This is a genomic window from Ensifer adhaerens, from assembly GCF_002940685.1.
In the GTDB taxonomy this organism is placed as follows: domain Bacteria; phylum Pseudomonadota; class Alphaproteobacteria; order Rhizobiales; family Rhizobiaceae; genus Ensifer; species Ensifer adhaerens_E.
In genome coordinates this window covers 221,459-234,975 of sequence record NZ_PNFP01000006.1, presented here as the reverse complement: position 1 = coordinate 234,975, position 13,517 = coordinate 221,459, and the positions used below count along the sequence as shown (strand labels likewise).

Below are 13,517 nucleotides of genomic sequence, written 5' to 3'. Positions count from 1 at the left end.
AACAGATCTCCGGAAAGTTGTAGAGTGGCCTGCCATCAACTCACAAGGACATTGCTATGACGTACCGCCTGCCGCTGGAATGGCTCCAGCCGGTGAAGATGTCGCGCATCATTGCGCACTGGAGTGCCGGAGCCTACCGGGCATCCGATCTCGACAAGGAGCACTATCACTTCATCGTCGAGGGATCGGGAACCGTGGTCCGCGGCGATCACACGATCGCCGACAACGTGAACACGGCTGATGATGACTATGCCGCCCATACCCGTGGCTGCAACGCCGGCGTCTCGCTCGCATGCATGGCCGGCGCCGTCGAAAGCCCGTTCCATGCCGGCAAGTTCCCGATGACGGAAACCTAGTGGCACCGGGCCATGGACGTGATCGCGCACCCTGCCGAGTTCTAAAAAATCCCGGTCACCTCGAAGGCGATCCTTTCCCATGCAGAGGTTCAGCCGAACCTGGGCATCAAGCAAGCCGGGAAGTGGGATTTCACCTGGCTCCCGTTCGCGTCGAACGTCATCGGCGCCAAAGCATGCGGCGACAAGATGCGCGCCGAAGTCAAAGCACGCCTCTAACCCTCTCCAACATCGAAGGAAACCACATGCGTTCTCTGCTTTTCGTAGCAGCGGCGGCTCTTGGGCTGTCCGGCTGCCAGACCACCGGATCGATCGACAGCGCGATCAAGAACAGTATGCCGAAGACCTGCGCGCTGCTCGAAACGGCCCATGCTGCCTTTGTGGCTGCTTCGGCCTCGGGCAACATCAAGGCATCGACCATCGCCAAGGAAGCCGCCGCCTATAACGGCGTGCGCGTCATCTGCGCGGATCCGGGCAGCGTCACTGCGGCAAACGCGCTCGTCGTGGTCGCCACGGCCTATGCAACCATCTCTCTCGCTCTCAAGGAGGCTCAGTAATGGGCGGCGTTTCGAAAGCCATAGCGGCCGCTGCTGGCGGCGCCTAGCCGGTTCGGCCGGTGTTCCCTTCATGCCTGAAGGCACTGGTACGGCTATCTCGCGCTCTACGCGCTCACGATCGGTCTTCCGGCGGTCCTGACCTATGTGGCGCCGAAGAACCAACAGTAAGCATCATCGGGCCGGCTCTCATCCTCGGGGGGCGGCTCCATTTTCAGCACGTGGGCATTGCATACGAGGGGCATGGATGGGGCAGGAGCATGGATACATGGAACTCCTGAAGCGCGCGCAGAAGCTCGAATGGAACCTGAACACTCGGCATGTGCGTCGGCGGCGTCACGATTTGGGTCAATAAGGGCAGGGACATTGAGGAACTTCAGAAATGGCGGAGCGCTATTGAAGCCAGGAGCGAACAGCGATTTCGTTCGCTTGAAGCCGAGGTCAGGAAGATCGACAATCTCGCCTACCGCGTCGCGTCTACAGAGCAGTCGTCGACTTCTACCGCCGTTGCGATCAAGGATCTGCAAACGTTGGTTAGCCAGCAGTCAGGTGACCTGAAGGTGATCAAAGAGATTCTGCAAAGAGTGGAAGGTGGACAGCGGTAGGCGTCGCAGACCGTGGATGACGCCGGCTGTCGCTAATGGGAGCGACAGCCGGCAATACTCGCCCCGATTCAGAGAGCTTTCAGCCTCACCCCAGAAAAGGCAACGTTGAGCTGCCCCGAATGACCGAAGGCCTCAATACGAAATTCGACGTCGTGCTTGTCGCGCTCGTGATCAAATTCAATGCGCACCATCCGGCGATTGGTCAGGAGGTCGCTGAGCCGTATGCGGTCCGCGGCGAGCACATCCCCCGATACAGCAATATCAAATGTCATTTCAGAATCGAGAGAGCCGGCTCGTCCCCAATACTCAAGGTCGAACAGGACCTCGTACCTTCCCCGCGGCAGGCGCTTGTAAGGCCCGAAAACCACATGCCTTCCGATGCCCTCAAACGGGAAAACGATCCGCTCGTCCCTGTTGCTCCCCGCATTTGCCCTGAAATGCTCGGCGGTCAGAAAGATTACGTCACCGGCTGCCATCCTCGCGACGTGTCCTGGGTTCACGATGACACTGCCAGGCTGAGACCGCCTCTTCGCTACGTGCTTGAGCGACGTAGCCAGACGATCCACCGTCGCCGACCGGAAACGATCAATGATCGGGCTCGGGTCGATGCGCGTGCCTTGTTCGACCAGCGCCTGCGCAGCATCCAAAATCTCATTTTGTGAATGCCAGAATATGTTCAGCTTGCTCAGGCCGCACGTCATCAATGGCGTCAATAGATCGGAGCGGCCGTCGATCGCGAGATGAAGGGTCGGCACATTGCGCAAAACGGCGCATACCGTCGCGTGAACCCTTGTCGAGATCAGCATCTCGACACTTCCACACGCCTCGTAGAACTCAGCTACCGTTTGCGGCAACACGAGGTTGGTTATACCCAAGGCTTTCGCCCACTCGACGTCGATGGGCTCCTGGCAAATCACCAGAGCATCCGGGTACCGGGCCAACAGAGATTGATAGAGCTCGCCGAGCTCGAACCTAAGCCGAGACTCTTGCGACTGGTCGAATTTCGTTTCCGGATGGGCGAGCGATACGCCAACTCGATACTTCTTATTGGCGGGCGGAGCTGCCGCGAAATGCGAGGGGCAAAGTCCCAGCGTTGCGTCAAGGCCCAGGAGATCAAGGAAATGCCAGCTTAGCGGATCGCGCGTGACATAGGCCACGTCCGACTGTGCCGCGTAGTACCAGTTATTGTAGTACTCCGAGACCATGTTTGCCGCGATGGACAGCCTATTCACATGCAATGCATAGCCTGTACCGCACCCAACGTTGATGGCCCGAGTCGACGGGAAGCGGTGCGTGAGCATGGCCCACGCCTGATCGTCCATCGAGGCGCAATCCGTTGCAGCGAACTGGGGCATGCCGGCATAGACCAGCAAGTCCGCTTGCTCACTGGGATCAGGTAAGCCAAACCGCTTTCTGTTAATGTAAGTGCGTGTGAATTGGCCCAGATGGTCAACAATTGCATCCACGCCGGCGTGGATCAGGTGATCCCCGACATTCCAATTGTAGCCGTCAAAAGGCTCTTCCCGCAGAACGAATGCTTTTTTCATGTGCCGAGACTCCTTCGATGGCGACGACACAATAGGTTTCAAAGAAACGGGTCAAGCCTGGCGGCATCTCCGTTCGGCAATCAACATGGGGGAAAGATCGCTGATGGCAACAGCAGATTTAAGATGCGTCAAACCCTACGACTTCAGCCACGACTGGAGAGCCAATTTGACGTCGAAGAACGACGGCCCCCAGTAGATCAGGCCGAAAACACAAAGGAGGATGAGCAGGATCCTTATCAGAGCGTAACGCGCGAAGAGCCGATATATGTCACGCAGAATGTAGGCCGGCAGAATGGTGGCTGTAGCGAGCGACATTGAAAGGATAAATAATGGATAGCTTAAATACCGTGCAATCATGAAGCCCATTTGCAAAAGATGATGATTCGGATCAGCTTTCGTTTAGGTTCGGAAGTTTGCACAATTATGACGGGCTTTTGCACCGCCAGATATGTGTGGTTTTTACTGTTCTACAGTTGGCTAAAGCCCCGGCCGGAGAGTTGCCGTCAACGTCGACAGTGTTTCGATGGACTTGCTAACCTGCCAAAGTAGGGCGCGTAAGCTACGCCTGTGAGCGGATTTGCCGATGCGAGCCAAATGAAGTCATGGCTTGACGCTCATATTGTGCAGTTTGCCGATCTCGCCGCAATGACAAGCGATGAAGGCTTTCCAGAAGGGGCGTCCGTCAGATCGGTTCCTCGCAACCCCGATGATCGATACGACGCACTCGGGGGCTCAGCCCGACTGCGTGCGCTTGAGTCGGCGCTCTCTGCGAGCCGCGGCGGCTGGGACGACGATCCCGCCGAACGGGCAAAAGACTGGTTGCAACAACCGGAAAAGGCGGCCCTTATCCTCGGTGATTTCGAGGCTGTAGGAAGCGGCGGAAATGACTTCCCCAGAGTCTCGAACCGTTTCGGTTGGGCACATTCTCCAAGGCCGCGAGAACCTGCCGGCAAGGCACCGCGCGATCTTCGAGACGACGCAACAAGAGTCCTGGCACTTCTGAACCAACTCTCGGTAGAAACGCTGTCGGTCGCGATAGAAGGCATCAGCGCTTGGCTGGACGCGTGGGAAAGGCAGATTGTGGCCGCCCCGTTGGGGCTACCCGTATGGTTGCGGGTTTGGCCAATCGCAGTTGAGGCGACCAATATCAGACCGGAAAAGGACGACGACGCCGATCTCAGCGTCACGGCCCGCTCCATCGACGATGATCGAGAGCCGATGGATCTCGACACGCTCAACACGCCTGCTGGAAAACTTGTCGGTGTGTTCTTGGCGGCATGCCCGACGCTCAGGCCTGGTTCACAGGCATTTGCGGTAGGGATCGATAGAACAGCAAATGCGCGACGCCGTGATTGCCTCAACCGGACGAAGCAGCTTGATTGCACGGCATCGTTTAATCGAGGAGCTGCCGTACTTCCTCCGCGCCGATCCTGACTGGACGCAGCAACATCTGATTGCCCCTCTACTGAACGACGATGGCGCATCGCTCGCGCTCTGGCGTGCTATTGCTCGGCAGGCCCATTTCACCGATGTCTTGAAGATTATCGGCGGCGCGATGGCGGAGCGAGCGACAGATCGCCGGCTCGGGCGGGAAACGCGGCGAAGACTGGTCTTCAGCATCGCGATCGAGTCGCTCCACGCTTTCCGCGAAGGACGCGATCCCGCCGTTCCCAACTCGCGGGTTCAACAAATGTTGCGCACGCTCGACGACGAAGTTCGCGCGTTGGCGGCGAACGCAATCCAACAATTCGTCCGCGAGCTTTCCGAGAAGGCACCTGAGGACGGTCAGCCTGAGGGTGAAGAGCATGAAATACCTGCATCCGCGGCAGCATTATTCCGGTCCGCGGCTGCACCTTTCCTTCGTGACGTATGGCCACAAGAACGCTCCTTGGCAACGCCTAGCGTTAGCGGCGCTCTTGCCGATCTTCCTGCGACCTCAAGAGGGGCGTTCGCCGAGGCCGTCGATACGATCGCGCGCTTCTTGGTGCCATTTGAGTGCTGGTCCATGATGGACTGCGGTCTTTACAGCGAGAACGAAGAGAAAAGGCTCGCGCTCATAGACGATGAACCCAAAGGGAAGGCTTTGCTGCGTTTGCTTGATCTTACCGTCGGAACCTCTGAGGGTGCCGTGGTCCCGCATGATCTAACTGATGCATTGGATCAAACTAAGGAGGTCGCGCCTGTTCTTGTGGATGCACCTGCCTTCCGTCGCCTTTCTACCTCCGCTCGTCGGTAGGCCTGCCCGTATCTTGCAAAGAGCCTAGCTGCTTTCGCTGCTCTACTTCCAGAAGCTGCCAGTCCGCAATCGGCTCCACATCGCTTACGCCATCCGTCTGCAGCTGTGATCCGGAAAACCGTTCCGGTTGCCGTAGGAGGCGTCCAGTTAAGTAATTGAAAATAAACACAAAGGAGAGAGTTGGCTGGGGAACCTGGATTCGAACCAGGACTAACGGAGTCAGAGTCCGTGGGTCTACCGTTAACCTATTCCCCAAAGCCGCCTTCGGGGCGAAGCCCGTCGGGTTGGTTGGCGGGCTTATAAACAAATCAGGGGCCGATGCAAATACCTTTTGCAAAAAAAATCGCGCGGGCTGTGAAAATCGTTGCGGCTGCAGCGATGTGAACTGGCCGGTAACGGTGAAGCCCGTTGTGTGGCGGTGCGTGTGCCGTTCCGCCAACGTATTGTGCACAAGCCGGTTTTCAAAAAAAGTTTGGCGAATGGTGCCCGCGCTGGTACAGTCGCGCCAACGAAAAATCGAGAGAGCGCCTTGAGCGGCCTTAACGGCTTGCGCGGCGCCATGGTTGAAACAAGTGAAAGACCCCGATCACGGCGATACGCCGTCTGAATCCGGGGCGTCGGCAGCAGGCCGCGGTGATGGATCGAAGCTCGGTCCGCGCAACGGCAAGGGCAAGCGCAAACGACGCAAGTCGTCTGCTTCGCCGTCTGCAATTGCCAGCCAGCCCGGCACAGCCGGCTTGGCAGGGCGTCCCGCAGGAGCGAACGAAACGGAGCCGGCGCGCAAGCGCAAGCGGCGGCGGCGTTCGAAATCAGCAAAACAGCAGGCTCAGGCCGGATCCGCGTCGCAGGGCAGCGGCGTTCAGGTGGTCGACCCGACCCTTGGCGAACGCAAGGGCCACAAGCGCAGCAAGAAGGCCAGGCATCGCCGCGGGCTCCAGGGGCGTCCGCTTACGAGCGGCGAGCGCCAGCCAGCGCCGCAGCGCGCAGCCGATGGCGGTGGCAATGCGCGGCAGGCTTCGCCCACCGGCGGCGGCCCGGCGGCTGCACAGCCGCGGCCGGCCAACCGTGGCGATCAGCCGCGCGCCCCCTATGTCGCCGCCAACGAGCCGCCGGCACCGCTCTATGCCGCGCTCGACCTCGGCACCAACAATTGCCGTCTGCTGATCGCGCAGCCGACCCGTCCCGGCCAGTTCCGGGTGGTCGACGCCTTCTCGCGCATCGTTCGCCTCGGCGAAGGGCTCGGCGCCAGCGGCCGGCTGTCGGACGAGGCGATGGAGCGCGCCGTCGAGGCGCTGAAGGTCTGCGCGTTGAAGCTCGGCGCCCGCACGATCCGTCGCAGCCGGCTGATCGCGACCGAGGCCGCGCGTGCCGCTGAAAACGGCGAAACCTTCCTTGAGCGGGTCGCCAGCGAAACTGGTCTCGAGCTCGAGATCATCAACCGCGAGACCGAGGCGCGGCTTGCCGTCTCCGGCTGCTCGTCGCTGGTCGATCGCGAGACGCGTTCGGTCGTGCTTTTCGATATCGGCGGCGGTTCGTCCGAGATTGCCGTCATCCGCATCGGTGATTCGCGTTCGAACCGGCTTGCCAACCACATCACCCATTGGACCTCGCTGCCGGTCGGCGTCGTCACGCTGTCGGAACGCCATGGCGGCCAGCATGTGACGCCGGCAAGCTTCGAGGCGATGGTGCAGGAAGTGGAAGGCATGCTTTCCCGCTTCGACAGCCCGCCGGTGGAAGCGTTGGCGAACGGCACGTCGGGCAGCGGCTTTCACCTGATCGGCACGTCAGGCACGGTGACCACCCTTGCCGGCGTGCATCTCGACCTGCCGCGCTATGATCGCCGCCGCGTCGATGGCCTTTGGCTGACGGATGATGAAGTCTCGGCCATGCAGGCGCGGCTTCTCTCCTGGGATTTCGACGCGCGCGCCGCCAATCCCTGCATCGGGCCTGATCGCGCCGATCTGGTGCTTGCCGGCTGCGCCATTCTCGAAGCGATCCGCCGGCGTTGGCCGTCGACCCGCATGCGGGTCGCCGATCGTGGCCTGCGCGAAGGCCTGCTCACTGATATGATGGCGGACGATGGCGCCTGGCGCCGCTCGCGGCCGCGCCGCCACCAGCGCGGCTCCAATGCCTCCGGCAGCCAGGAAGGAAACAAGCCATGACGAAACCCCCTGTCGGCGGCAACCGCAGCGGCCGCAAGCTTGGCCAGAAGGTCAAGAAGGGCAAGCTCAAGGCGTCCTCCCGCCGCTGGATCGAGCGCCACATCAACGATCCCTACGTGCAGCGTGCCCAGCTCGAGGGCTACCGCGCCCGCGCGGCGTTCAAGCTCCTGGAGATCGACGAGAAGCACAAGATCCTGAACGGTGCGCGCCGCATCATCGACCTTGGGGCTGCCCCCGGCAGCTGGTCGCAGATTGCCGCCAAGGTCACCAATTCGACCGATGCCGATCCGCGCGTCGCGGCGATCGACTTCCTCGAAGTGGATCCGCTCCCGGGCGTGCGCATCCTGCAGATGGATTTTCTCGACCCTGAAGCGCCGGGCAAGCTGAGGGAAGCGATTGGCGGCACGCCTGATCTGGTGATCTCCGACATGGCGGCGCCAACGACGGGCCATCGCCAGACCGATCACCTGCGCACCATGCATCTGTGCGAGGTCGCCGCCTATTTCGCCGTCGACGTGCTTGCCGAGGGCGGGCATTTCCTGGCGAAGACCTTCCAGGGCGGGACCGAGCGGGAGCTGCTCAACATGCTCAAGCAGAATTTCCGCCAGGTCATCCACGTGAAGCCGGCATCGTCACGCGCCGAATCGGTCGAGATGTTCCTGCTCGCCAAGGGCTTCAAGGGACGCCAGAAGACCGGCAGTGAGACGGAAACCGAAGACGAGGCGGCCGAGTAGCATGCTGCTCTATGTCACTGTCGGCAGCAACGATCTGACACGCGCCGGCGCGTTCTACGATGCGGTCATGCCGACGCTTGGCTACCACCGGCAGCGGCAGGATGAGACCGAGATCGGCTATGGTGCTCAGGGCGAGCGCATCCGCTTCTGGGTGGTGACGCCGTTTGATCGCGCGCCCGCTACCTTTGGCAATGGCGTGAGCATCGCGCTTGCGGCCGAAACGCGGGCCGCCGTCGACGCTTTTCATGCGGCAGCCCTTGCCCATGGCGGAACGGACGAAGGCACGCCGGGTCTGCGCCCCTTTCACGCGAATTTTTACGGCGCCTGGGTGCGCGATCACGACGGCAACAAGATCGCCGCCGTCTGCGAGCGACCGGAGTAATCCCGCTCCCGGGCGGCGAATTTCCAGCGATTTCCGAAGGATGAAGCCGCGCTGGCGCTACGCGCCGGGAGCCGGATTGTGCCGATTGGCCGCACCCCTGATCGCCAGCCCAAAACCAATCCCCCATGGACGGCGCATCGTGGTTAATCTGCCATTAACCAGTTGAGTGCAACTCTGGTGGTACTCTCTGGTCCATTAGGACCTCCTAAGGTTTTAAATTCCACCGAGCGCTGGCTGCCGATCGACGATTGGCGACGGGGCGAGCACGTGCTCGGTTGGCCTGCATGTGGAAGTGCCCTGGATGTCGATGATTTCGCTTGCCGTTCGGCTCAGAAGCCGCGCGCATTTTTCTGTAAAGAGGAATGGTGCCGGCAAGCCGGGGGTCATCATCGGCACCAGCGCGGGCCGCAGGAACCAGGCGCGGCAGCGCGTGGGGATCCTGATCGCCGGCTTTGCCGTCGTTTTCCTCGTGGTCGGCGGGCGTCTCGTGCAATACGGTTTTGCCGAACCGGCCGATACCGCATCGATCGGCGGCGGCGGCCATGTCATCGCCTCGCGGCCGGATATCGTCGATCGCAATGGCCACCTGCTGGCGACCGATCTCAACACGATGTCGCTCTATGCCGAGCCGCGCAAGATCGTCGACGCCGACGAGGTCGTCGAGAAGCTCGCGACCGTGATCCCCAATCTCGACTGGCGCGACACGCACCGCAAGCTCCAGTCCGGTTCGGCATTCCAGTGGCTGCGGCGCCAGCTCACCCCGAAGCAGCAGTCGGACATTCTGGCGCTCGGCATTCCCGGCATCGGCTTTCGCCCGGAAAAACGCCGTTTCTATCCCGGCGGTGTCACCGCTTCGCATATTCTCGGTCACGTCAACGTCGACAATCAGGGGCTGGCGGGCATAGAGCGCTATCTAGACCAGCAGGGCTTTGCCGATCTGCGCGCGGTCGGCCTCACCAGCAATGCCTCGCTCGAGCCCGTGCGGCTGTCGATCGATCTGCGCGTGCAGAACATCGTGCGCGAAGTGGTGGCGAACGCGATGACCGCCTATGAGGCCGAAGCGGCCGGCGCGGTGGTTCTCGATGCCGAGACCGGCGAGGTGCTCGCCATGGCATCCGTGCCCGACTACGATCCGAATGAACCCTCGCGAACCTTGCCCGGCGGCGGCGTCGACAAGGAGTACGAAAAGGGCTGGTTCAACCGGATGAGCAACGCCACGTTCGAAATGGGCTCGACCTTCAAGAGCTTCACCCTGGCGATGGGGCTGGATGCGGGCAAGGTCAACCTGAATTCGGTCGTCGACGCCTCGCGACCGATCCGCATGGGCGGCTTCACCATCAAGGATTTCAAGGGTAAGAATCGGCCGCTGTCGATCCCCGAGGTCTTCCAGTTCTCCTCCAACATCGGCACGGCGGCCGTCGCCGACATGGTCGGGATCGAGGGGCACCAGCAGTTCCTGACGAAACTGGGCCTGCTGTCGAAAATGCAGACAGAAATGCCGGGGGTCGCCATCCCGACCCAGCCGCGCACGTGGAAGAAGATCAACTCGGTGACGATCTCCTTCGGGCACGGCGTGGCAACCACGCCGTTGCAGACGGCCGTTGCCGCTGCGGCGCTGATGAATGGCGGACACCTGATCCCCCCGACCTTCCTGCCACGCACGGCGGAGGAGACGACGGTGGTTTCGCAAAGGGTAATCAAGGAAACGACCAGCGCCGACATGCGTTACCTCTACAACTGGAACGGCGTGAAGGGTTCCGGCAGGCGGGCGCAGGTGGAAGGCTTCCATGTCGGCGGCAAGACCGGCACGGCCGACAAGGTCATCAACGGCAAATATGCCAAGGACATCAACTTCAACGCCTTCCTTGCCGCTTTCCCGATGGACAAGCCCAAATACATCGTGCTCTCGATCATCGATGCGCCGAAAACCGGAGAAAATGGCGGGCGGACGGCCGCCGCCAATGCCGCCCCGATGGTCAAGGCGATCATCGGTCGCGCAGCACCCCTTCTCGGGGTGAAGCCGCGGTTCGGGGATCTGGGCGCCGAACAGTGGCTGGCCAACTACTGAGGCAGCCGCACAAGGGTGCGCGACAGCCTTGGGGCGACGAGCAACGACATATCGAGACGTGAAAGAGCGCGCCGCGGCTTAGACGTTTGCGGATCCATTGAAGCTCTTCAAACGGCCTGCCCAGGTGGGCCGGAGCCGTTCGAGCGGACTACTTGCCTGCCGCCGTTTCGACTTCGCGCGCCGGCAGCCGGTGCCCCGAAACGGACGAGCCGGCGTTCTTCGCCATGGTGAGGAACGGGATCGCCGCGATCAGGTTGGCGCCGGCGATGATCATGAAGGCCATGTGGAAGTCGTCGAGCTGCAGCGGCCCGCCGCTGAGCTTGGTCTCGATCTCGAGGATCGCACCGGCGACCGCGACGCCGAGCGCCAGGCTGATCTGCTGCAGCACCGCGCTCATCGAGGTCGCCTTGCTGGCGTCCGCATCGTCGATATCGGCGAAGGACAGAGCGTTGACGCTGGTGAAGAAGAACGACCGTGCGAAACCGGCGATCAAGAGAATGGTGATCAGCACCAGATAGGGCGTCTCCGGCGTGAAGAAGCCGTTGGCAAAGGTGGTGATCGCCGCAATGATCGCAGCGATGATCAGCGTGGTACGGAAGCCGGCAAAGGCCAGGACCCGTCGCGCGTAGAACTTGGTGGTGATCGCGCCGACCGCGCCGATGAAGGTTATGAGGCCGGACTGGAACGGGTTGAGGCCGAAGCCGACCTGCAGCATCAGCGGCATCAGGAAGGGCACCGCGCCGACCGAAATGCGGAAGATCGTGCCGCCGATCGAGGCAGCACGAAAGGCGTTGTCCCGGAAGAGCTTCAGGTCGAGAACCGGCGCCGGATGACGCCGCGCATGGCGAATGTAGAGCAGCGCCGAAACGAGGCCGATCAGGACCGAGGCGATGCCGACGACGGGAGGGAGCGCCGGCAGGCTGATCACCGACAGGCCGAAGACGATGCCGGAGGCGGCGATGCCGCCGAGCACGAACCCGAGCACATCGACGGGCGGCGGATCGAGTGGCTCCATCTTCGGCAGGTAGATGCCGGAGAGGATGTAGCCGGCGATGCCGACCGGCACGTTGATCAGGAAGATCCAGTGCCAGGAGAAATAGGTGGTGATGAAGCCACCGAGCGGCGGTCCTGCCAGCGGCCCGACGAGTGCCGGGATCGTCAGAAGCGCCATCGCCGAGACCAGTTCGCTGCGTGGTGTGCCGCGCACCAGCACCAGGCGGGCGACCGGCGTCATCATCGCGCCACCCATGCCCTGGAGGAAGCGCGAAAAGACGAAGGCGGGCAGGCTGTTGGAGATGGCGCAGAAGATCGATCCGGCAATGAAGACCAGGATCGCCGCGCGAAAAATCTTCTTGGCGCCAAAGCGGTCGGCCATCCAGCCGCTCAATGGGATGAAGATCGCCAGCGCCACCATATAGGCGGTCAGCGCTAGCTTCAGCGTGATCGGCCCGACGCCGATGTCGCGGGCGATGGCCGGCAGCGACGTGGAAATCACGGTCGAATCCATCTGCTCCATGAAAAGAGCGACGGCGAGGATCATCGGGACGATACGGTTCATGAAACGGCGCTTCGAGTCGGTCTGCAATAAGCAGAAGCTAATAATGCCGGTGATGGCTTTTGTCGGGGCGAAACCGGTGATTGCGGATCAAAAGCCTGTGATCCCGGCTGGCCTTTGCTGTCAAGACGCTAGTTCTGGCCCAGTTGCCTTTGCCGGCAACGGATCCAACAGGGAAAAGGGATTGGACCATGCGTGAGATATCGATGAAGCGTCGCACCTTGATGGGGGCGGGCACGCTTGGCGTGCTTGCGGCACCGTCACTGCTGACGGGCGTTGCGGTGGCTGAGGAAAAAATGGAAAACAGGGAAATGAATAGCGCTCCCCCGATCCGATCTCTCAAGCTTGGCGCCTTCAAGGTCGTCGCCATCAACGACGGCACCCGCGTCAGCGACAAGCCGCACGAGACCTATGGCACAAACCAGCCGCAGCAGGCGGTGGCCGAACTGCTGCAGCAGAACTTCCTGCCGACGGATGCCCTGCTCAACAGTTACTCGCCTGTGCTCGTCGATACCGGATCGGACGTCGTGCTCTTCGATACGGGCATGGGCGAGGGCGGCCGGGAAACCGGCGCTGGCCGCCTGCTCGACGGCATCCGCGCCGCCGGCTATTCGGCGGAACAGGTCTCGGTTGTCGTCGTGACCCATATGCATGGCGATCACATCGGCGGCCTCATGGAGGCCGACAAACCGGCCTTCGCCAATGCCCGCTATGTGATGGGCGAAGCCGAATACGCCTTCTGGAAGGATCCCGCACGGGTCGGCACCCCGGCCGAAAACGGTCACAAGGCCGTGCTCGAAAAGGTCGTGCCGCTTGCGGAAAAGACGACCTTCATCGGCGACGGTGCCGAGGTCGTGCCCGGCATCGCGGCCGTCGCCGCCTTCGGCCATTCGCCGGGGCACATGGTGTTTCGCCTGGATTCCGGCGGCAAGGCGATGATGCTGACGGCCGATACCGCCAACCACTACGTGCTGTCGCTGCAACGCCCGGACTGGGAAGTGCGCTTCGACATGGACAAGACGAAAGCTGCGGAAACCCGCCGTCGGGTCTTCGACATGATCGCCAGCGAGCGGCTACCCTTCATCGGCTACCATATGCCGTTCCCGGCCGTCGGTTTCGTCGAGAAACAGGGCGAGGGCTATCGCTTCGTCCCCGTCAGCTATCAGCTCGATATCTGAGCGGTTTCCGGCCCCAAACGTGCGAAATTGCTGCTCTGCAACAAATATCGGCCGAAGGCGGGACATTTCCCGGCTTTGGCTATTTTCATCCTGACATATCCGTGTTACGAGCCCTCGCCAACTTCCAAGACACGCTTTGAAGT

At 61.7% G+C, this 13,517-nt stretch carries 12 protein-coding genes and 1 tRNA gene; 10 read left to right on the top strand and 3 right to left on the bottom strand.

What is annotated here, in order from left to right; translation table 11 throughout:
* Positions 1 to 56 precede the first annotated feature (56 nt).
* From C1A35_RS14050 to C1A35_RS14040, 3 genes are all read left to right on the top strand, one after another.
* Positions 57 to 356: a hypothetical protein gene (locus C1A35_RS14050; RefSeq protein ID WP_104664916.1), complete on the top strand. Its 300-nt coding sequence runs from the start codon at positions 57 to 59 to the stop codon at positions 354 to 356.
* 242 nt (positions 357 to 598) lie between these two features.
* A complete protein-coding gene (locus C1A35_RS14045; RefSeq protein ID WP_104664915.1) occupies positions 599 to 910 on the top strand; it encodes a cell wall anchor protein in 312 nt (103 codons plus the stop codon).
* Between the two features lie 317 nt (positions 911 to 1,227).
* Positions 1,228 to 1,512, top strand: a complete 285-nt coding sequence (locus C1A35_RS14040; protein ID WP_104664914.1) for a hypothetical protein — start codon at positions 1,228 to 1,230, stop codon at positions 1,510 to 1,512.
* 68 nt (positions 1,513 to 1,580) lie between these two features.
* On the opposite strand, the gene C1A35_RS14035 is transcribed toward C1A35_RS14040, so the two are convergent.
* The gene (locus C1A35_RS14035) at positions 1,581 to 3,059 is read right to left on the bottom strand and encodes a polysaccharide pyruvyl transferase family protein (RefSeq protein ID WP_104664913.1); all 1,479 of its coding nucleotides are present in this window, start codon (positions 3,057 to 3,059) and stop codon (positions 1,581 to 1,583) included.
* 594 nt (positions 3,060 to 3,653) lie between these two features.
* On the opposite strand from C1A35_RS14035, the gene C1A35_RS35945 reads away from it, so the two are divergent.
* Together C1A35_RS35945 and C1A35_RS14025 are read left to right on the top strand one after the other, a co-directional pair.
* The gene (locus C1A35_RS35945; protein WP_158665065.1) at positions 3,654 to 4,493 is read left to right on the top strand and encodes a hypothetical protein; all 840 of its coding nucleotides are present in this window, start codon (positions 3,654 to 3,656) and stop codon (positions 4,491 to 4,493) included.
* The gene (locus C1A35_RS14025; RefSeq protein WP_104664911.1) at positions 4,396 to 5,295 is read left to right on the top strand and encodes a hypothetical protein; all 900 of its coding nucleotides are present in this window, start codon (positions 4,396 to 4,398) and stop codon (positions 5,293 to 5,295) included. Before C1A35_RS35945 ends, C1A35_RS14025 begins: the two co-directional genes overlap by 98 nt.
* Positions 5,296 to 5,476: 181 nt before the next feature.
* On the opposite strand, the gene C1A35_RS14020 is transcribed toward C1A35_RS14025, so the two are convergent.
* A tRNA-Gln gene (locus C1A35_RS14020) sits at positions 5,477 to 5,550 on the bottom strand.
* A gap of 317 nt (positions 5,551 to 5,867) precedes the next feature.
* Here C1A35_RS14020 and C1A35_RS14015 point away from each other — a divergent pair.
* The 4 genes from C1A35_RS14015 to C1A35_RS14000 all read left to right on the top strand — a co-directional run bounded on the left by C1A35_RS14015 (position 5,868) and on the right by C1A35_RS14000 (position 10,641).
* Positions 5,868 to 7,457: a Ppx/GppA phosphatase family protein gene (locus tag C1A35_RS14015; RefSeq protein WP_104664910.1), complete on the top strand. Its 1,590-nt coding sequence runs from the start codon at positions 5,868 to 5,870 to the stop codon at positions 7,455 to 7,457.
* The gene (locus tag C1A35_RS14010) at positions 7,454 to 8,191 is read left to right on the top strand and encodes an RlmE family RNA methyltransferase (RefSeq protein ID WP_104664909.1); all 738 of its coding nucleotides are present in this window, start codon (positions 7,454 to 7,456) and stop codon (positions 8,189 to 8,191) included. The genes C1A35_RS14015 and C1A35_RS14010 overlap by 4 nt, the downstream gene beginning before the upstream one ends.
* Before the next feature lies 1 nt (position 8,192).
* The gene (locus C1A35_RS14005; RefSeq protein ID WP_104664908.1) at positions 8,193 to 8,573 is read left to right on the top strand and encodes a VOC family protein; all 381 of its coding nucleotides are present in this window, start codon (positions 8,193 to 8,195) and stop codon (positions 8,571 to 8,573) included.
* Between the two features lie 301 nt (positions 8,574 to 8,874).
* On the top strand, positions 8,875 to 10,641 hold the full coding sequence (locus C1A35_RS14000; protein WP_199772930.1) for a peptidoglycan D,D-transpeptidase FtsI family protein: 1,767 nt from the start codon (positions 8,875 to 8,877) through the stop codon (positions 10,639 to 10,641).
* A 148-nt stretch (positions 10,642 to 10,789) separates the two neighbouring features.
* Here C1A35_RS14000 and C1A35_RS13995 read toward each other — a convergent pair whose 3' ends face one another.
* Positions 10,790 to 12,199: a DHA2 family efflux MFS transporter permease subunit gene (locus C1A35_RS13995; protein WP_104665067.1), complete on the bottom strand. Its 1,410-nt coding sequence runs from the start codon at positions 12,197 to 12,199 to the stop codon at positions 10,790 to 10,792.
* A 188-nt stretch (positions 12,200 to 12,387) separates the two neighbouring features.
* On the opposite strand from C1A35_RS13995, the gene C1A35_RS13990 reads away from it, so the two are divergent.
* Positions 12,388 to 13,374 carry an MBL fold metallo-hydrolase gene (locus C1A35_RS13990; protein WP_104664907.1) on the top strand — a complete coding sequence of 329 codons (987 nt, stop codon included), beginning with the start codon at positions 12,388 to 12,390 and terminating at the stop codon, positions 13,372 to 13,374.
* Positions 13,375 to 13,517 lie beyond the last annotated feature (143 nt).